Annotated in this window: 14 protein-coding genes and 2 pseudogenes; 2 read left to right on the top strand and 14 right to left on the bottom strand. The window is 41.4% G+C overall.

The features are described 5' to 3' along the window. The coding region (locus L634_RS34005; protein WP_198029820.1) for a hypothetical protein at nucleotides 1-260 on the top strand (260 nt) is incomplete at its 5' end. A 256-nt stretch (nucleotides 261-516) separates the two neighbouring features. Here L634_RS34005 and polA read toward each other — a convergent pair. The 10 genes and pseudogenes from polA to L634_RS0123730 form a co-directional block, all read right to left on the bottom strand. Continuing rightward, the gene (gene polA / locus L634_RS0123780; RefSeq protein ID WP_026584599.1) at nucleotides 517-3,150 is read right to left on the bottom strand and encodes a DNA polymerase I; all 2,634 of its coding nucleotides are present in this window, start codon (nucleotides 3,148-3,150) and stop codon (nucleotides 517-519) included. Between the two features lie 176 nt (nucleotides 3,151-3,326). After that, entirely contained in the window at nucleotides 3,327-4,259 is a 933-nt protein-coding gene (gene hflC / locus L634_RS0123775; RefSeq protein ID WP_026584598.1) for a protease modulator HflC, read from the bottom strand. Then, entirely contained in the window at nucleotides 4,252-5,217 is a 966-nt protein-coding gene (gene hflK / locus L634_RS0123770) for an FtsH protease activity modulator HflK (protein ID WP_026584597.1), read from the bottom strand. The genes hflC and hflK overlap by 8 nt, the downstream gene beginning before the upstream one ends. Before the next feature lie 226 nt (nucleotides 5,218-5,443). Then, nucleotides 5,444-7,219 carry a two-component system histidine kinase PnpS gene (gene pnpS, locus L634_RS0123765; protein WP_026584596.1) on the bottom strand — a complete coding sequence of 592 codons (1,776 nt, stop codon included), beginning with the start codon at nucleotides 7,217-7,219 and terminating at the stop codon, nucleotides 5,444-5,446. Next, nucleotides 7,216-7,933 (bottom strand): annotated as a pseudogene (locus L634_RS31660) (response regulator transcription factor). Before L634_RS31660 ends, pnpS begins: the two are co-directional and overlap by 4 nt. A gap of 659 nt (nucleotides 7,934-8,592) precedes the next feature. Further along, nucleotides 8,593-9,069 (bottom strand): MaoC/PaaZ C-terminal domain-containing protein, encoded by a 477-nt coding sequence (locus L634_RS0123750; protein ID WP_026584594.1) that lies wholly within the window; start codon nucleotides 9,067-9,069, stop codon nucleotides 8,593-8,595. A 263-nt stretch (nucleotides 9,070-9,332) separates the two neighbouring features. Next, a complete protein-coding gene (gene mdh, locus L634_RS0123745) occupies nucleotides 9,333-10,271 on the bottom strand; it encodes a malate dehydrogenase (protein ID WP_026584593.1) in 939 nt (312 codons plus the stop codon). Nucleotides 10,272-10,431: 160 nt separating this feature from the next. Further along, nucleotides 10,432-11,700 (bottom strand): NADP-dependent isocitrate dehydrogenase, encoded by a 1,269-nt coding sequence (gene icd, locus L634_RS0123740; protein WP_026584592.1) that lies wholly within the window; start codon nucleotides 11,698-11,700, stop codon nucleotides 10,432-10,434. A 208-nt stretch (nucleotides 11,701-11,908) separates the two neighbouring features. After that, nucleotides 11,909-13,027 carry a citrate synthase gene (gene citZ, locus L634_RS0123735; RefSeq protein WP_026584591.1) on the bottom strand — a complete coding sequence of 373 codons (1,119 nt, stop codon included), beginning with the start codon at nucleotides 13,025-13,027 and terminating at the stop codon, nucleotides 11,909-11,911. Between the two features lie 614 nt (nucleotides 13,028-13,641). Further along, on the bottom strand, nucleotides 13,642-14,103 hold the full coding sequence (locus L634_RS0123730; protein WP_026584590.1) for a DUF441 domain-containing protein: 462 nt from the start codon (nucleotides 14,101-14,103) through the stop codon (nucleotides 13,642-13,644). 259 nt (nucleotides 14,104-14,362) lie between these two features. Here L634_RS0123730 and ytvI point away from each other — a divergent pair, with 259 nt between their 5' ends. Then, nucleotides 14,363-15,484 carry a sporulation integral membrane protein YtvI gene (gene ytvI / locus L634_RS0123725; protein WP_026584589.1) on the top strand — a complete coding sequence of 374 codons (1,122 nt, stop codon included), beginning with the start codon at nucleotides 14,363-14,365 and terminating at the stop codon, nucleotides 15,482-15,484. 44 nt (nucleotides 15,485-15,528) lie between these two features. Here ytvI and L634_RS0123720 read toward each other — a convergent pair whose 3' ends face one another. The 4 genes and pseudogenes from L634_RS0123720 to L634_RS34485 all read right to left on the bottom strand — a co-directional run. Beyond that, nucleotides 15,529-15,915: an FxsA family protein gene (locus tag L634_RS0123720; RefSeq protein ID WP_026584588.1), complete on the bottom strand. Its 387-nt coding sequence runs from the start codon at nucleotides 15,913-15,915 to the stop codon at nucleotides 15,529-15,531. 146 nt (nucleotides 15,916-16,061) lie between these two features. After that, nucleotides 16,062-17,822, bottom strand: a complete 1,761-nt coding sequence (pyk, locus tag L634_RS0123715; RefSeq protein WP_026584587.1) for a pyruvate kinase — start codon at nucleotides 17,820-17,822, stop codon at nucleotides 16,062-16,064. A gap of 98 nt (nucleotides 17,823-17,920) precedes the next feature. Beyond that, on the bottom strand, nucleotides 17,921-18,880 hold the full coding sequence (gene pfkA / locus L634_RS0123710) for a 6-phosphofructokinase (RefSeq protein ID WP_026584586.1): 960 nt from the start codon (nucleotides 18,878-18,880) through the stop codon (nucleotides 17,921-17,923). A 400-nt stretch (nucleotides 18,881-19,280) separates the two neighbouring features. Further along, nucleotides 19,281-19,571 (bottom strand): annotated as a pseudogene (locus L634_RS34485) (hypothetical protein); the annotation flags it as partial.

The following is a 19,571-nucleotide window of genomic DNA, read 5'->3' as shown; positions in this document are numbered from 1 at the left end:
AACGATTCATGGCGACCTTTTTTCCTGCAATCCGCTGGTTTCGGGCGCCATCAACGATTCATGGCGACCTTTTTTCTGTTCTCCTGATGGTTTCGGGCGTCATCAACGATTCATGGCGACCTTTTTTCCTGCAATCCGCTGGTTTCGGGCGCTATAAACGATTCATGGCGACCTTTTTATGTTCTCCTGATGATTTCGGGCGTCATCAACGATTCATGGCGACCTTTTGTTCTGCAACCTGCTGGTTTCGGGCGCCATAAACGTTTCATGGTGACCTTTTTTCTGCCTCCTGATGATTTCGGGCGCCATCGATGAATCATTGCCACCTTTTTTTCTGCCTCCCGATGATTTCGGCGTTATAAACGATTCATGATGACCTTTTGTTCTGCAACCTGGGGATTTCAGGCGCCATAAACGCTTCATGATGACCTTTGCTCCGGCCATCTGACAAATTTGGGCCCCACACCCTCTTAATGAAAACCATGCATTCGGTATATGTGCAAACATAAACGTATATTATTTTGCATCAAACCATGTCGGTCCATATGAATAATCTACTTTCAGAGGAACCTTCAATTCAACTGCGTTTTCCATTACGTCAGGCACGATTTTTTTAAGCGTCTCGATTTCCTCCTCTGGGGCTTCAAAAATCAGTTCATCATGCACCTGCAGCAATAAGCGGGCTTTGACCTCCTCTTTTCGCAGGCGTTCGGCCATATCAATCATAGCTTTCTTTATTATATCCGCTGCACTGCCCTGAATGGGCGTATTCATAGCGGTCCTTTCTGCAAAACTCCGGAGGTTAAAGTTACGGCTTGTGATCTCAGGCAAATATCTCCGTCTATGAAGAAGGGTTGATACATATCCCTTTTGCTTGGCTTCATGAATGATATCATCCATATATTGCTTAACCCCCGGATAGCTTTCAAGATAGCGGTCAATAAATTTTCCGGCTTCTTTCCGAGTAATGCCAAGGCTTTGGGAAAGTCCATAATCACTGATTCCGTATACAATTCCAAAGTTAACCGCTTTTGCATGACGGCGCATATTGGAGGTTACTTCCTCCGCACTGACATGAAATACTTCCATTGCCGTTTTGGTATGAATGTCCATATCTTCATTAAAAGCTTCGATAAGCTTTTCATCGTCTGCAATATGTGCAAGCACTCGAAGTTCTATCTGTGAATAGTCTGCCGCAAAAATTACCCAGCCTTTTTCTGAAGGGACAAATGCCTGCCTGATTTTTCTTCCTTCCTCCAGCCGGATCGGAATGTTTTGCAGGTTCGGATCTGTCGAGCTTAATCTTCCCGTTTGGGTAAGTGCTTGATTAAACCTGGTGTGAACTTTGCCTGTTTCTTTATTAACAACCTTCAGCAGCCCTTCGATATAGGTGGATTGCAGCTTGCCAAGCTGCCGGTAATGCAGGATATCCCGGATTATTTCATGTTTGTTTTCCAGTTTCTCAAGAACATCAGCCGAAGTGGAATAACCTGTTTTTGTTTTCTTAATAACAGGCAAACCCAATTTTTCAAACAGGATTACGCCCAGCTGCTTTGGAGAATTAATGTTGAACGCTTCCCCTGCAAGCTCATGAATGCGCTTTTCGATTTCGTCCAATTTTGAGAGAAGATCCTGCCCCATTGACTTCAGCCGTTCAAGATCCACTTTGATTCCTGCTGACTCCATATCAGCTAAAATTAGGGATAACGGCATTTCCAGATCGTAGAATAGCTCGGCTTGCTGGTTTTCTTTCAATTCACTATCCAGTTTTTCCTTAAGTGTCAGCAAGGCTGCAGCTTTTCTTGCCAAGTGTCCCGCAAGTTCCTTTTCATCCGGTATCCTTCTCTTCGCTCCCTTTCCATAAAAGGCTTCATCAGATTGAATCGCGTTATACCCGTGATTTTTCGCTATAGAAGCTAAGTCATCAATGGTTTGAGATGGATTAATTAGATAAGAAGCAATATATAGATCAAAATTAGCGCCTTTTAAATGGATTCCATGATGGCGAAGAGATACTTCAGATCGTTTCGCATCATAGACAGTTTTCTTTTTTGTTTCATCTTCAGCCCATTTTTTAAACGCCTCTGACTCAAGGGCTTTATCTTTTGGGATGAAATATATACCCTTTTCATTGGCAATCGAAAAACCAATGATATCCGCATAATGATAGTTGTCCTCAAGGACTTCTGCATAAAATGCATTCTCCTCTGAGAACATATCTTCACTTATTTCTTCTGCAATGGTAAATTCAATTTCTTCCAAGTCCTCTTCAACTGCGTCTGTATCCCCGCCAAGCTTTTCAAGCAGAGAGTTAAAGCCAAGCTCTTTAAAAATATGGATGACTTTCTCTTTTTCGTAACCTTCATATTGTATATCTTCAATCTTGATTTCTACTGGAGCTTCTCGTGTGATGGTAGCCAGTTCTTTGCTCATCAAAGCTTGTTCCTTGAACTCTTCCAGCTTTTCCTTCAGCTTTTTACCGCTGACTTTGTCAACAGAGTTCAATAGCTCTTCAAGGGTTCCGAATTCCTTCAGCAATTTAAGTGCAGTTTTCTCCCCTACCCCCGGCACTCCAGGAATGTTATCGGAGCTATCCCCCATCAAGCCTTTCATATCGATAATGCGATCGGCTGTTATCCCGTATTTTTCTTTAATATGGGCAGGCGTGTATTCCTCAATGTCCGTAATGCCCTTTCTTGTTATGCTGACGGTTACAGCATCAGAACTCAGCTGCGTTAAGTCCTTGTCTCCGGATATCACTTTTACTTCATAACCGTCTTTTTCGGCTTGAAGTGACAATGTGCCGATAATATCATCCGCTTCATAGTTTTCAAGCTCATATCTTGAAATCCCATATGCATCAAGGAGCTCACGGATAAAAGGAAACTGCTCTGAAAGCTCTGGAGGCGTCTTCTGCCTTCCTCCTTTATATTCGCTGAATGTCTTATGGCGAAAGGTCGTTTTACCCGCATCAAATGCTACTAAAAGGTGTGTAGGCTTTTCATCCTCAAGGATTCTTTGCAGCATCATTGTAAAACCGTAAACTGCATTCGTATGTATTCCCTTATCATTGTTTAAAAGCGGCAAAGCAAAGAATGCCCGATAAGCAATGCTGTTGCCATCTATAAGAACCAGCTTCTTTTTTCCCAAATAAATTCTCCTCCTTAAATAAGCCAATCTATCAGAAAGATACCTCCTGTAAAAGAACGTATCCAGCCCTTGTCAGCATCAATAAAAGCCGTTATTTTCCTTTATTCTATCATGAGCAGATAGAGAAAGAAAAATAACGGCTTTCCCAGTTTGAAAACACTTTTCTCAGGTAAACCTTATTCCGTATACCCCATTAACAAACGTGCATACGGCGAATCAGACGGAAGAACAATTACTGTCTCTCCATTTATTGTCTTTTTGTAAGATTCAAGTGTACGATATAAAGAGTAGAATTCCGGGTCTTTTGAGAAAGCTTCATTATATACTTTTGCAGCACCTGCTTCCCCTTCTGCCCGGATTACTTCAGCATCCGCTTGTGCCTTAGCAAGGATTTCCCTAACATTCCTGTCTGTTTCCGCAATAATAATATTCTTTTGAGCATCACCTTTTGATAAATATTCCTGTGCTGTTGATTGGCGTTCTGAAATCATCCTTGTGTAGACAGATTGCTCATTTTCGGTTGGCAAATCTGTGCGTTTGATCCGAACATCCGTAACCGTTATTCCATAGTTGTCATTTGAAAGCAATTCATTAACTTTCCCAGTGATTTGGTCATTTAAAGATCCGCGTGAAGATTTTTCATCATTAATAATTTCATCATAATTTAGCCGGCCAAGCTCGGAACGGGTAACAGAATAAATAAACTCTTCCATTCTGGCCTCTGCTCCCTCTAGTGTTCTTGCATTAGCAATCATTTTCTTCGGATCTTCAATCTTCCATACTGCGTAGTTATCGATGATCATAACCTTTTTATCCTTTGTGTTGATTTCAGCTTCAGACACATCATAAGTCATTTGGTATTTGGGAAGTGTTGAAACACTTTGGATGAATGGAATTTTATAAGATAACCCAGGTTCGCTCTCAATCCTGACTACCTCCCCAAACTGACGGATAACCTTATATTCTCCTTCCTTCACGATAAAAAGGTTGCTGAAAAGAATGGATAATGCGGCAATAACGACCACAAGAAAGATTCCAAGCTTCGTATACTTTCTCCACTGAAAGTTCCCGCCTCGCTCATTGATATTCACGACATTTTGATCACTCATTATCCGCACCTCCATCCTCTTTTGGTTTGGCCTGCTCTTTCTCAAGAGGCCTTATCGGGAAGTATTTCATTGTATTGCCGTCGTCATTCATAATATAAATCTCTGCCCCTGGGAGGACTTGTTCAAGCGTTTCGAGGACAAGCCGCTCTCTTGTAATATCCGGGCTATTTTTATACTCTCCATATAGCTTATTAAAAACAGCTACATCTCCCCGTGCTCTTTCCAGACGGGCCGCCTTCTCCCCTTCCGCTTTGGAAATGAGGGCATCCTTTTCGCCTTCTGCTTCGTTCATTCTTTGATTCTTATACTTTTCTGCTTCATTAAGTTTTGTGTTGGCTGTTTCCCTTGCATCCGTAACATCCGTAAATGCTTTCCTTACATCTTCATTTGGCAATTCAACATCCTGAAGTTTAACTGCCAGCACGGAAATTCCGATATCATATTTAGTAATTAAGGAAGTTAACAGTTCTCTGACTTCCGCCTCTATTTCTGCTTTTCCGGAAGTTAAAGCATCATCAATCCTGGAGCTGCCTATAATGCTTCTCAGGGATGCTGAAGTCGAATCATATAAAATCTCTTTCGGGTCCTCGGCATTATATAGATACTTTTCTGGATCTGTAATCTTCCATTGGACAACCAAATCGGCAAGGACGATATTTTCGTCCCCTGTAATCATTTTCGTTTCGTCAGGAAAATCCTTGATCTTTCCATCTTTTTCTTCATATCCAAATTGAAGAGAAAACGTTTCTTTCGAAAGCTTCTCCACACTCTGAATCGGCCATGGCAACTTAAAATGAAGTCCTGGTTCCGTAATGCCTTCTTCGACTTTGCCAAATGTTAATATAACTGCCTGATCCGATTCATCTACCGTGTACCATGTAGTAAAAGCAACAATACTTAAAATAACAATTGCCAGAACAAGTCCGGCAATTGTGTAAATTCTCTTTAGGCTGAACATTTTTTCTCCCCTTCCTTTTGTCTAATTTCTATAACTGTTCATACGCTACATTTACGAAAAGGTTTCAGAAATATGACAAAAAAATAAGAAAGGCGAAAGCGGGGTCAGCTTTCGCCTTTCTCTATGGCTCCTTGGATGAAGGGGTTTAACAATTAAGATTCTAACAACATAATGTAAAGAGAACATAAATCGGTTGTAAAAATAATGTAAAGTTAACATTTCCACTTCATCCATTTTTATCAAGAAGTTTTTTGGGAAGTTCAATTGTAAAGGATGTTCCTTTTCCAACCTCACTATTCACTGTAATAGATCCTTTATGGGCTTCAACCAGATGTTTTACAATGGCAAGGCCCAGTCCGGTTCCTCCGGAATTCCGGCTCCTGGCTTTATCAACACGATAAAAGCGTTCAAAGATGCGCGGGATTTCACTTGCCTCAATGCCAATTCCTGTATCTCTTATTTCTGCGAAGACTGCTTTTTCGGTTTCTTCAAGCGAAATATATATAGTCCCTTTATTCGGAGTATATGAGATGGCGTTTGAAATGATGTTTATGAACACTTGCTTAAGGCGATGAACATCTCCCTCAATATATACTGAACTTTCATCTCGCTTGTACTCAAAAACAATATCTTTTTCGGCCGCTTTTCCCTTCATAATGGCTATGACATCTTCCAGCGCAACCGTCAAATCCATGGGCTGAATGGTTAGGCTAAATCCCTGCTGTTCGATTTTAGATAAATCAAGTAAATCTTGAATGAGAGACTGGAGGCGGTCACTTTCCTTCAATATAATATTCAGGAAATCATTAAGAGCCTGTTTATCTTCCATAGCACCGTCCAATAGGGTTTCCGAAAACCCTTTGATTGAGGTAATAGGTGTTTTCAGTTCATGGGAGACATTTGCTACAAAATCCTTCCTCATCTGTTCAAGTTTTTTTAGCTCTGTAATATCATGAAAAACCAGCAATATTCCCTTCCATTCATCATTGGTTCCAATAATAGGCACACCATATACTTCAAAATAGCGCCTTTCTATATTTACGGGTATAATCAACTGCTTTTTTACTTTTTGCTCAGTCATGAAAATCTCTTCAATCATGTCGGTAATGCCTTTATGTTCGATCACTTCATAATAGAGCTTATATAAGTATTCGGAAGGATTTACATTAAATACTTCTTTGTATGGACGGTTAATTAAATTTATATAGCCTCTGCTGTCAATGAGGATCAGGCTGCTGCCCATATTTTCAATAAGGGCTCCTAAACGGTCTTGCTGCATTTCCTGAGATTTAACCATTTCCTGCAGGTTTCTTGCCAAAACATTTATAGACGTACTCAGCATACCTGTTTCGTCTGCCTGATCCTCATAGGTCCTTGCCCGATAATTTCCTTTTGCAAGTTCTATCGCAACCTTGGTTGCAGACTCGATTGGCTTTGTATAGCGTGCCGTAATCCTTGTTCCCAGCATTATGATGACAAAAAGGGAAAGTCCCAGGCTTATGGTCAAAATCCACCAAATTTGCCGATAGGCTTGTTGGGTTTCTGTCATCTTTGTGCTTAAAAATATGTAACCTTCCTTTTCCCCATTTGCAAAAAATGGCTGCCAATAATAATGCAAGTTATATCCGCCAGCCACTTCCCATCCTGTCTGATCATCTGCTTCCTTTTTTAGAATCTCTAAAATAATCTCCTGGTGCCTGCTTTGTGTAGTTGCACTTTGATTGCTGCTATCAAACAAAATCCTGCCCTTGCTATCGGAAGCTGTTACACGCACATCAAGAATATCGCTAAATTCATTGACTTTATCATTGCTAAGGGAACGGATGCCTCCATTATCCTGAATAAAACTGGAGATCATTTCTGACTCTTTTTTTAATCGTTCATCAAAAGCTTTCAGATAATAGCTTTTAAAAAGCTGGCCCAAGAGAAGGCCGACTCCAATTAATACGGCAAAAATTAATGTAAGTAATGCAAAGAGCAGCCGGGTCCGGAATCTGGTCATTCCCCTTTAGGCTCCTCCAGTTTATAGCCCAGTCCCCGTATTGTTTTAATATAAACTGGTTTCTTAGTGTTTTTTTTCAATTTTTTCCCTTAAATGGCTTATGTGCACATCGACAATCCTGGTGTCTCCTGCAAAGTCATAGTTCCAGACTGCACTTAGAAGCTGGTCCCTGGTCAAAACACGGCCCTTATTTTTCGCTAGATACAATAGCAGCTCAAACTCTTTCGGGGTTAATTCAAGAAGCTCTTCTTCAAAATATGCTTCATAGTGCTCAGGATATATTTTTAAGCCGCCAATCCGGAATGAATCGGTATTTTCTGTTGTTTCTGCAGGAAGCTCTGGCATTAATTGAGTCCTGCGCAAAATGGCTTTAACCCTGGCGACAACTTCTCGGGGACTGAACGGCTTTGTCATATAATCATCTGCACCCAATTCAAGGCCAAGCACTTTATCAAATTCATCATCTTTGGCAGTCAGCATTAAAATTGGCGTCGAAACTTTCTGCTGTCTAAGCTGCTTGCATACTTCAATGCCATCAAGCTTTGGAAGCATGAGATCCAGTACGATAAGGTCAGGTTTTTCCAAAACTGCCAGATCCTTTCCTTCCTCGCCATCCATCGCTGTGATAACCTCATACCCTGCCTGCTGCAGGTTATACTGCAGTAAAGTTACGATTGATTGTTCGTCATCTACAACTAGAATTTTTTTGTCCATAATATCCTCCGATTGAATGAATTACCCCTATGAAAGCTTTTACTGGCCAACACTTTACTCTCCAGCTCTATCTATTAGCCTCTGTTAAATTTGCCTGTTGATTTCAGCACGAGGCACTCAAGCTTTCCGCGGGGGGTCCAACGCTCCTCGGTGCATTCGCACCTGCGGGGTCTCCCGCTGACACGCTTCTCCCGCAGGACATTGAATAAGCTTCCTCGAATGAACACCGCGTCGTAAGAAAATGCGTTAGCATTTTCGCGGGATTAGTACCTTCCGCTCCAATCAACAGGGTGCTGAAATCAACAATAAACTTTAACACAGCCATCTATTAAAAAGCAGGAACCCCTCCTGCGTATTAAACCCCTATTAGCCATATCTCTATTATAATATATATAAAAGGCTAATAATCAACAGAAAGCAAAAGGTTCATTTTTAAACAGAAAAAAGATGTGCAGGCATTGCACATCTTTTTTCTATGGTCCTTGCTATAGTCTGACTTTCCTCGGCAGAGGTTTTCCCCTATCACGTCATGCTGCAGGATATTGAGGCAGCATCCATGCAGGTTGGAAATGGCTAATGGAATTTTCCAAGATCTCGTCCCTGCCGCTGCTGCCAGAACAGTGCTAATTCAGCAATTGGCACTGCACAGCCTTTTTCTTCTAGAAGTTTTCAAGCGCATTTCCATCCATCGGCTGAAGCTTGTGTGGAGGACATACAAGGAGCACGCCGCTAAGGACGGTTTCATCCTCTTCATTTGTTCCCTGTACCTTGATTTGTACAGTATGGCTGCTTGTATTTACTTCTGTAATCTCGAACAGGAATTGAACTGTTCCATAATGATAAACAGGCTTAATAAATTCAAGATCCTGCTTTAAAACATGGCTTCCGGGACCTGGCAGGTATTTTGAAATGGCCGAATTAATAATTCCATTCAACATCACACTTGGAACAATCGGCTTTTTATAAGGTGTCTGCGATGCATAATCATGCTGGATATAAAGAGGGTTTGCATCGTTGGTCAGACCGAGATATAGGAGTAAGTCTTTATCTTCAATCTTTTCGGTAAGCGTCAATTTTTCGCCAACAGATATTTCTTCAATATTTCTTCCCAATTTCCTTTTCTTTCCTAGCAGCATCTTTCTGCACCTCCAAGTAGTGTAACCGTTTACAAAATTGCTGATAAAATAACTGCAATATAGTGGGGGTTCCTCATCCCCACTTAGGCTTCATTGCCACCCTAATATGAGAGTAATACTACCCATTAGCTTAGGGTAAAAATAGACTGTAAAAATAATTTATATTATTCAGTCTATTTATTATATCATATCATTTTATACTCTTCCCAAAAAGAACTTCTAGTAAAAAAAATTCGGGGAAAACTCCCCGAACTTTTTTACTTTTACGCTAAAACTGCCATTACATTGCGAACTGAATCAGCTGATTTATCTAAAGCTGCTTTTTCTTCACTTGTTAACTCAAGTTCAATAACCTTTTCAATCCCGTTTGCCCCAAGAATTGTTGGTACTCCAAGGTAAATGCCATTATAGCCATATTCCCCTTCCAGATAGGCAATAGAAGGAAGAACTCGGCGCTGGTCTTTAAGGATTGCTTCACACATTTCTACCAGAGACGCAGCCGGGGCATAATAAGCACTGCCATTTCCTAAAAGGTTAACAATCTCCCCGCCGCCCTTGCGCGTACGTTCAACAATTGCTTCAAGGCGATCCTTTGAAATTAATGTTTCTAAAGGAATGCCTCCAGCATAAGAATAGCGTACTAAAGGAACCATGTCATCTCCATGTCCTCCTAGCACAAACCCTGTAATGTCTTTGACTGACAAGTTCAATTCCTGTGCAACAAATGTTCGGAAGCGAGCTGTATCAAGCACTCCGGATTGGCCAATCACACGGTTTTTAGGGAATCCTGATTCTTTAAACACTGTATAAGTCATCGCATCAACCGGGTTAGTTAATACTATTATATAGCTGTTTGGAGAAAATTTAACTATCTCCTGGGCTACACTTTTCATGATTTTTTGGTTGGTTTGAACAAGATCATCACGGCTCATGCCTGGCTTGCGGGCAATGCCTGCAGTGATAACCACGATGTCAGAATCTTTTGTGTCCTCATAGTTTGAAGTTCCCGTGATGTTAGCATCAAAGCCTTGAACCGGGCTTGCTTCAAGCATATCAAGCGCTTTCCCTTTTGTAGGGTTTTTCATTTGCGGGATATCAACTAACACAACATCTCCAAGTTCTTTTTGTGCAAGCAGGAATGCAGTTGTTGCTCCAGTAAATCCTCCACCGATTACAGAAATCTTTTTACGTTTCAATGACATGAACAGTTCCCCCTTTAGGAAATTAAAGTTTCAGGATTTTAGCGTAAAATTAGATAAGAGGCCGTTCAAGGAAAACAGCCTTCTTTAAAAAATAAAAACATAATCTTACAGGTAACTGTTTAGCTAAAGCGCCTTTAAATCCAGGCGCTTTAGCTGTGAATTATTCCATGTTCTTGATTAGCTCGTCACCGAATTCAGAGCATTTTACTTCAGTTGCACCTTCCATTAAGCGAGCAAAGTCATAAGTTACAACCTTGGAAGCAATGGATTTTTCCATAGACTTAACGATCATGCTGGCAGCTTCATTCCATCCTAAATGTTCAAGCATTAGCACACCGGAAAGGATGACAGATGATGGGTTAACCTTATCTAGCCCAGCATATTTAGGAGCTGTACCGTGTGTAGCTTCGAAGATCGCATGTCCGGTTTCATAGTTGATGTTTGCACCTGGTGCGATGCCAATTCCGCCAACCTGTGCTGCAAGAGCATCAGAAATATAGTCGCCATTCAGGTTCATTGTTGCAACAACATCGAACTCTTTAGGACGAGTAAGAATCTGCTGAAGGAAGATATCAGCAATCGCATCCTTAACGATGATTTTGCCTGCTGCTTCAGCGTCTGCCTGAGCACTGTTAGCTGCTTCAACACCTTGCTCTTCTTTAATGCGGTCATATTGAGCCCAAGTGAATACCTTATCGCCGTATTCTCTTTCAGCAAGCTCATATCCCCAGTTTTTAAAGGCGCCTTCAGTAAACTTCATGATATTGCCTTTATGTACTAGTGTTACAGATTTGCGGCCTTCCTTAATTGCATACTCAATAGCAGCACGCACAAGACGGCTTGTTCCTTCCTCAGAAACAGGCTTGATGCCAATGCCTGAAGTTTCAGGGAAACGGATTTTGTTAACACCCATTTCATCTTTAAGGAATGAAACTAATTTTTTAACTTCATCAGATCCTTTAGCATACTCAATGCCTGCATAAATATCTTCTGTATTTTCGCGGAAAATAACCATATCAGTATCCTGCGGGCGTTTAACCGGAGAAGGAACTCCTTCAAACCAGCGGACTGGACGCAAGCATACAAATAGATCAAGCTCCTGGCGCAGTGCAACGTTCAGAGAACGGATTCCGCCTCCGATAGGAGTTGTTAAAGGTCCTTTGATAGCGATAAGATACTCATTAATTTCATCAAGTGTTTCAGATGGAAGCCACTCGCCAGTTTGGTTAAAAGCTTTTTCCCCTGCTAAAACTTCCTTCCATACAAGCTTGCGCTCGCCTTTATATGCCTTTTCAACAGCGGCATCTAAAACTCTGGATGCTGCAGCCCAAATATCAGGGCCTGTTCCGTCGCCCTCAATAAATGGAACGATTGGATTGTTTGGTACGTTTAATACACCATTAGTAACTGTGATTTTTTCACCTTGCATGTTTTTACCCTCCATTTTGAAAAGTGCGAGCATCAGCCTTTTATATATATAATGGCGGCGTGATGCTGCAGCAGTCTATCAGATTCAAAGGTTAGAAGGCATAAGCTCCTAACCTTTTTCCTGCTCTCTCTATTACAGCAATTTTTTGATAAAAAGTAAAATGCTGAGTATAAATTTTTTGTTTAATCAGTAATTTAGAAAGCCGTTTTTAGCCTCTTTGCTCAACAGGCACATACTTTTGCATTCCTGGGCCTGTATAATCTGCGCGAGGACGGATTAAGCGATTGTTTTCATACTGCTCCAGAATATGGGCAAGCCATCCCGATACGCGGCTCACTGCAAAAATTGGTGTGAATAGGTCATGGTCGATTCCCAGGCTGTGGTAAACAGACGCTGAGTAGAAGTCAACGTTAGGAGGAAGATTTTTCTCTCCTGTAACGAGTTCTTCAATCTGTGTTGACATTTGATACCAATGAGGTTCACCAGTAAGCTCAGTAAGCTTCTTGGACATTTCTCTCAGATGCTTGGCGCGCGGGTCGCCCTGGCGATATACACGGTGGCCAAAGCCCATAATTTTTTCTTTGTTGTTAAGCTTTTCACGAATATAAGGCTCAACATTTTCAAGAGTGCTGATTTCAGTGAGCATTTTCATTACTGCTTCATTGGCACCGCCGTGCAATGGGCCTTTCAATGCGCCGATAGCAGCTGTGACACCAGAATAGACATCTGATAATGTAGCTACACAAACACGTGCAGTAAATGTGGAAGCATTTAGTTCATGGTCTGCATGGAGCACAAGCGCTTTATTAAATGCTTCTACAGCGATATTTTCAGGCTCTTTGCCTGTAAGCATATATAGGAAGTTGGCTGCAAATCCAAGATCTGTTCTAGGCGCTACAGGTTCAAGCCCTTTTCTAACCCGTGCAAATGCCGTCACAATAGCAGGCATTTTAGCTTGAAGGCGAATGGCTTTTCTATAGTTGGCTTCCTCATCCATTTGATCAGCTTCTTCATCGTAAAGCCCTAAAAGGGACACAGCCGAACGAAGAGCAGCCATTGGATGAACTTTATCAATCGGATAAGTTTTGAAATGCTTTAACACTTCCTCAGGAAGAGAATAGTTTTCAGCAAGCTGACTCTTCAATTCATCCAATTGAGATTGAGTAGGAAGCTTTCTGTGCCATAAAAGGTAAATAACCTCTTCAAAGCTTGCATTTTCAGCCAAATCATCAATGTTATAGCCTGCATAAGTTAATGTATCGTCTATGATGGAACTAATAGACGAAGTAGTAGCAACTACCCCTTCAAGACCGCGTGTTACTGTCATACCGAATCTCTCCTTTACATAATAAAATTTCCCCATACCCATTTTTGTCTGTACATGTCGTAAGTAAGCCGAACCTGATTTTTTAACTTTTCAGAAAAGCTTCCTTGGCATGTTCAAATTTTGCGGATTTGGCCGTCCCATTTGAGCACACTTTATACAGGCTGCTAAGCAGCCCTTTGCAAGTCGGCTTGGTTTAGCCGATCCACAGACCAAAATCATAAAAGGTGAAACTTCCAATTAGTGAGAGGCCACTCCCCGATTACAGAGAAGCAAGCTTTCTTTTGGATCACTTTCAATCGAGCGGTTGCTCGGTTATGCTGAAAAAAAAAGAAAATGCTTACATTTTTTTTATACTCGAAAAATATAAAGTAAATTAATAATATTTTAATAGAGCTTAACTGAATATAGGTACCGCGAAATAGGTTGCGCTTACAAGTCCTATTATAAACAATTATCTGACTTTTGTGAACGGAAAGCACTTAAATTGTTAAAAATATTATTTTTCAAAAAAAAGTTTATGCTTTTTAGCACTCTTAAGGGAGGCCGAAAAAAGCCGGGAGGATCATAGCCGGCTTTGCCTGCCATCTGATCCCGGAAATGTTTAGTACCCGCATCTACTTAAATAAATCAAACACCTTCATAGCCATATAAGCAATCCCTGCACCAATCAGCGGCCCTACAGCAACGCCTTTAAACAGAGATACAGCAAGGATGGTTCCTAAAACTAGCGCGGTTGTTATGTGGGGATCTTCAGCAAGCAAAATAATACCGCCCTTGGCAATAAGCGCAACCGCCATACCAGATATCAGGGCAATCCAGGCAAAGGGCGATTTAAAGGCACCGGTCAAATCCCGAAAACCAATTTCACCGCTCGCAATTGGCGCCAGGACAGCAATGGTGATAATGGTTACACCCCAGTTGATTCCTTTCGATTGCAAGAAAGAAAATGATTTTGAATCCAGGCCGGCAGCTTTTAGGACAATCAATACAAAGACAGCAATCATCAATGACTGATTTTTAGCCAGTATGCCAATAGCCAATAAAAGAAGCAGAAATATTAGTGATTGAGAAAACATTTGTGTATTCACCTGCCAGCACTCTATATTATCGTAACATAATTTCTATCATTTTGATAATTTCAATGTTTATTTTCCTTTTTTTATAAAAACCAGAATAATTATACCATAGGACTAATAATTGCTTGCCGCTTGGGAGAATCTATCTTTTATCATTTTTAGCAGCAAGAAAAATGGTGTATGATGATATTATCAATAATTTTTTCATAAAAATGGAATAAATAAGGGCTTATCCTATTTTGGACAAGGAGGCTATACATTGAACCCGGCTTACATATATCGGACTGTAAGATTTTTCTTTGTCGTTGGATTTGGGATTTTAAGTTTATACGTTCTGTTTTATTTATCGAAAGTTACCTACCCTTTTTTAATTGGATTGGCTATTGCGTTTCTAATTAACCCATTTGTCAATTTGCTTGAAGCCAGGTGGAAATTGCCGAGAGCCCTCGCCGTATTGATTGCTCTGATTCTTATTTTTGCCATTTTTGCCGGGATCATCACTCTGCTTGTCGCTGAAATTGTTTCTGGAGCGGATTATTTGGCAAGGGTCGTGCCGACTCATCTTGAAACATTAATCGATTTTATTGAACAGTTCTTTGCCGGCCAGATTATCCCGCTTTACAACCAGCTTACCAGCATTTTCAATAACCTTGGCACCGGTCAGCAGGATACCATATTATCGAATATTGAAAATGTAGGAAGACAAATTGGATCCACACTTGGAGACTTTATTCAGGCATTTTTTGAAAAAATACCAAATATCCTTTCCTGGTTTCCAAATGCAGCAACCGTGATTATCTTCTCCTTATTGGCCACCTTTTTTATCAGCAAAGACTGGAATAGGCTATCAAGGGTTTTCAGCCGCATGATTCCCAGCCGGGCAAAAACAAGTGGAAGAACCGTTTTTACAGACCTGCAAAAGGCTCTTTTTGGCTTTATTAAAGCACAGGCAACATTGGTATCGATCACTACAGTCATCATCCTGGCAGGGCTCCTGATTCTCCGTGTTGATTATGCTATCACGATTGCTCTAGTCACAGGTCTGGTAGACATCATTCCCTACCTAGGCACAGGATTAATCTTTGTTCCATGGATTATCTATGAGGCAATTGGCGGAGAAATGAGCAGAGCGATTGGCCTTGGAGTCCTATATATAATCGTTTTGGTGCAGCGCCAGATCATGGAGCCGAAAATTCTCTCATCAAGCATTGGGCTAGACCCTTTGGCAACATTAATAGCCCTATTTGTCGGCTTTAAATTAATTGGATTTCTTGGCTTAATTGTAGGTCCTGTCACACTTGTATTAATTACTACACTCCATAAAGCAGGTGTGTTCAAGGATATTTGGATGTTTATTAAAGGTAATGAAAACGAAGCATAGAAAAAGCCGCTCCCAAGTGTGAAGGGAGCGGCTTTTTACCTGTACTATCTAATAATCGTAACCGTATTCTTATCCATCCATTTCCTAAACCAGATAAGGAGAATTCTCTTATAAAACTTCCTTGCAGGAGGAGCCAGCAAACTAAACCCAATTGCATCCGTTATGAAACCCGGTGTTAACAGCAAGGTGCCGCCAACAAGAATACACGCTCCATCAAGAATTGCTTCTCCAGGCATTTGACCATATCGAAGCTGCTCCTGGACCTTTCTGATTGTTTCCAGGCCTTGTTTTTTAGCCAGGTATGCTCCAAGAATGCCGGTGAATATAATGATTGCCAGCGTTGGCCATAAGCCGATCGTATTTCCCGATAGCAGCAAAACACCAATTTCAGCAGCTGGCACAATAATTAGCAGCAAGAGAATGTAGCGCATTTAGCCACCTCTTTATTAAGACTTGCTATTATTATAACAGACAATGAACGGCATCTATAGCAATTTGTCCGCTCTTGTTTTCATTGTATTCAAGCTAAACACGAAACATTCAAAAAGGAAGGGCCGCCCCTTCCTTAAGTCATATTTTATAATACGCTTGCATGTCCGTTGTAAATAACACCGCGCTGAGAGTCAACCGTTACTTCCTGACCATCTTTCAATAAGGCTGTAGCTCTTTCTACTCCAACAATCACCGGTATGCCGATATTAAGCCCGACGACTGCTGCATGGCTAGTCAGGCCGCCCTCTTCCGTAATAAGCGCACTGCATTTTTCAATTGCCGGCACCATCTCGCGGTCTGAGCCGATTGTCACCAAAATGGATCCTTCTGTAACCTTCGCAAGTGCTTCCTCCGCATTTCTGGCTACAACCACCTTACCGAAGGCAGATTTGCGTCCAATGCCTTGCGCTTTTGCCAGAATATCGCCTACAACATGAATTTTCATTAGGTTTGTTGTTCCAGCCTCACCAACAGGAACACCAGCTGTAATAACTACCAAATCTCCTGATGCAACAATACCGCTATTCAAGCTTTCTTCAACAGCAATATCCAGCATATCGTCTGTTGTAGTCGCTCTTTGGCCAATTTGAGGGTACACACCCCATGTTAAAGCAAGACGGCGTGATACATGGTCATTCGATGTTACAGCCACTATTGGAGCCTTAGGACGATATTTAGAGATCATTCTTGCTGTATGACCGCTCTCTGTTGGTGTAATAATCGCATTTACATCAAGATTCAATGCTGTATGCGCAACCGATTGTCCAATGGCATCTGTAATGTTGTGCTCATTATCTTTACTGCGGTTTGATAGAATTTCTTTATGATCTAATGCTGTCTCTGCCCTTGATGCAATGTTATGCATTGTCTGGACAGCTTCAACAGGGTACAATCCTGCAGCTGTTTCGCCTGAGAGCATGATTGCATCCGTACCATCAAATATGGCATTTGCTACGTCACTGGCTTCCGCACGTGTAGGACGCGGATTCCGCTGCATGGAATCAAGCATTTGAGTTGCAGTAATAACAGGCTTGCCCTGAACATTGCACTTTTTAATTAATTTCTTCTGCACAAGAGGAACTTCCTCTGCCGGAATTTCAACACCAAGGTCGCCGCGCGCCACCATTAGCCCATCAGAAATTTCAAGGATTTCGTCAATATTATCAACGCCCTCCTGATTTTCAATTTTAGGAATGATGTTGATGTAAGAGGCATTATTTTCTTCAAGAAGCTGTCTGATTTCCAATACATCAGATGCCCTGCGGACAAATGATGCCGCAATAAAGTCAATTCTCTGTTCGATTCCAAACAGGATGTCCTGAGCATCCTTCTCGGTAATTCCAGGAAGATTGACAGATACTCCCGGAACATTCACGCCCTTTTTATTTTTCAGTGTTCCGCTGTTTAGTATTTTTGTGTGGATTTCGCTGTTTGCTTTATCAATTTTTGTAACTTCCAGCCCAATTAGACCATCATCAAGCAAAATTTTGCTGCCAGTATGCACATCATCTATAAGGCCGGCATATGTAACAGAAAATTTCTCAGGTGTCCCTTCAACCTCGTTCATGGAAATAACAATGTCGTCCCCGGCTTTTAACTCAATCGCACCATCACGCATGTTGTTTGTACGAATTTCTGGTCCTTTTGTATCCAATAGAATTGCTACTGTCTTGCCAGTTTTCCCGGCAGCCTCACGGATATTTTGAATTCGCTGGCCATGCTCCTGAAAGTCACCATGGGAGAAATTCAAACGGGCAACATTCATGCCAGCTTCAATAAGCTGTGTTAACTTTTCAACGCTTTCGCTGGCAGGCCCTATTGTACAAACGATTTTCGTTTTACGCATATCACTTTACCTCCTGAAATGAATGAAGCTTAATTTGCAGCTCAGTCAGCGTTTAACAGCATGACTAGCCTTGTTGCTTAACAAGTACTATAACTAAATTAAATGGATAGTTCTTTTGACAATTTATAAAGGTCCATATCGAATGAATGCTCTCTATCCAAAATTTCAATAATATCATGGTCAACAAGCTTGTTATTTTCAATGCCGACTGCACGTCCGCCCTTTCCTTCAAGCAGCAGTTCAACTGCACGTGCACCAAGACGGCTTGCAAGTACTCGATCAAAGGCTGTTGGAGATCCGCCGCGCTGCATATGCCCTAGTACCGACACACGTGTATCAAAGTCAGTTGTCTCTTTGATTTGTTTAGCAAATTCAACTCCTGTGCATACACCCTCTGCAACAACAATGATACTGTGTTTTTTGCCGCGTTCGTGCCCTTTTTTAAGGCGGTCTGCAATTTCAGCCATATCATAGTTTTCCTCAGGACAAAGGATTGTTTCTGCTCCTCCGGCTAAGCCTGCCCATAAAGCAATATCTCCTGCATCCCTTCCCATAACTTCAATGATAAATGTTCTCTCATGTGAAGTAGCTGTATCGCGAATTTTATCAATGGCATCGATTACCGTATTTAAGGCGGTATCAAAACCGATTGTGTATTGAGTTCCTGGTATATCATTATCAATTGTGCCAGGAACGCCAACACATGGGAAGCCTTGTTCGGTCAAAGCCCTTGCTCCACGGTAGGATCCATCCCCGCCAATGACTACGAGGCCATCGATGCCGTGTTTTTTCATTTGTTCGATGCCCTTCTGCTGGCCTTCCTTTGTTTTAAATTCTTCGCTTCTCGCAGAATGCAGGACCGTTCCTCCGCGATGTATAATATCACCCACTGAACCAAGGTCGAGCTTTTTAATATTTCCTGACATTAAGCCTGAATAGCCGCCATAAATACCATAAACTTCGATATTATGATAAATGGCTTTACGCACAACTGCACGAACGGCAGCGTTCATGCCTGGCGAGTCTCCGCCGCTAGTTAATACACCTATTTTCTTCACAATCATCACCCCGGAATAAATTTTATATAAACATGAAAAGCGTGTTGTTTATTATGCTGTCATCATGATCCATTGCAACCTAACTATACTTCGTATGTAATGATAGGTTCTTTATGTAAAGCACGCCTTATAGCTGCTTATATTATTATGAACAAAACGCTTGGGAATATTTCTAAAATACCATGAAGAAGGGCGCATCTCAACTGAATCTGGCGATTTATAGGAAAGACAGAATTATCGGTGAACTGAAAGCGTTTTATAGTAAAAAACTGTGATGTTCATCACTCCAAAAGGGATGAACAACTTAAACAGCTTTGTTAATTGTCTATATCTTGTCTCCATTCTACCATAGTCCAAAAACTAGCAATAAGCTTATAAACTTCAAAAAAAATAGGCTCTGTTAAATTTGCCTGTTGATTTCAGCACGAGGCACTCGCTTTCCGCGGGCGGTCCGACGCTCCTCGGTGCATTCGCACCTGCGGGGTCTCCCGCTGACACGCTTCTCCCGCAGGACATTGAATAAGCTTCCTCGAATGAACACCGCACGAAGAAAATGCGATAGCATTTTCGAGGATCTCGCACCTTCCGCTCCAATCAACAGGGTGCTAAAATCAACAATAAGCTTTAACACAGCCAATAAATAAAAACGTGCCCGAAAGCACGTTTTTATTTTACCCCAATAAAATCCTTT

It is taken from the genome of Bacillus sp. J33 (assembly GCF_000518885.1).
In the GTDB taxonomy this organism is placed as follows: domain Bacteria; phylum Bacillota; class Bacilli; order Bacillales; family Cytobacillaceae; genus Cytobacillus.
Note: the sequence above shows the minus strand (reverse complement) of the source record. Positions and strands in the feature narration are given on the sequence as shown.

Excerpts from the sequence above, each read along its gene's own strand:
- icd (WP_026584592.1), bottom strand. The coding sequence starts at position 11,700 with ATGCAAGGTGAAAAAATCACAGTTACTAATGGTGTATTAAACGTACCA.
- citZ (WP_026584591.1), bottom strand. The coding sequence starts at position 13,027 with ATGACAGTAACACGCGGTCTTGAAGGGGTAGTTGCTACTACTTCGTCT.
- L634_RS0123720 (WP_026584588.1), bottom strand. The coding sequence starts at position 15,915 with ATGCGCTACATTCTCTTGCTGCTAATTATTGTGCCAGCTGCTGAAATT.
- L634_RS0123730 (WP_026584590.1), bottom strand. The coding sequence starts at position 14,103 with ATGTTTTCTCAATCACTAATATTTCTGCTTCTTTTATTGGCTATTGGC.
- hflK (WP_026584597.1), bottom strand. The coding sequence starts at position 5,217 with ATGTTCAGCCTAAAGAGAATTTACACAATTGCCGGACTTGTTCTGGCA.
- pyk (WP_026584587.1), bottom strand. The coding sequence starts at position 17,822 with ATGCGTAAAACGAAAATCGTTTGTACAATAGGGCCTGCCAGCGAAAGC.
- hflC (WP_026584598.1), bottom strand. The coding sequence starts at position 4,259 with ATGAGTGATCAAAATGTCGTGAATATCAATGAGCGAGGCGGGAACTTT.
- mdh (WP_026584593.1), bottom strand. The coding sequence starts at position 10,271 with ATGTCATTGAAACGTAAAAAGATTTCTGTAATCGGTGGAGGATTTACT.
- pnpS (WP_026584596.1), bottom strand. The coding sequence starts at position 7,219 with ATGACCAGATTCCGGACCCGGCTGCTCTTTGCATTACTTACATTAATT.
- L634_RS0123750 (WP_026584594.1), bottom strand. The coding sequence starts at position 9,069 with ATGCTGCTAGGAAAGAAAAGGAAATTGGGAAGAAATATTGAAGAAATA.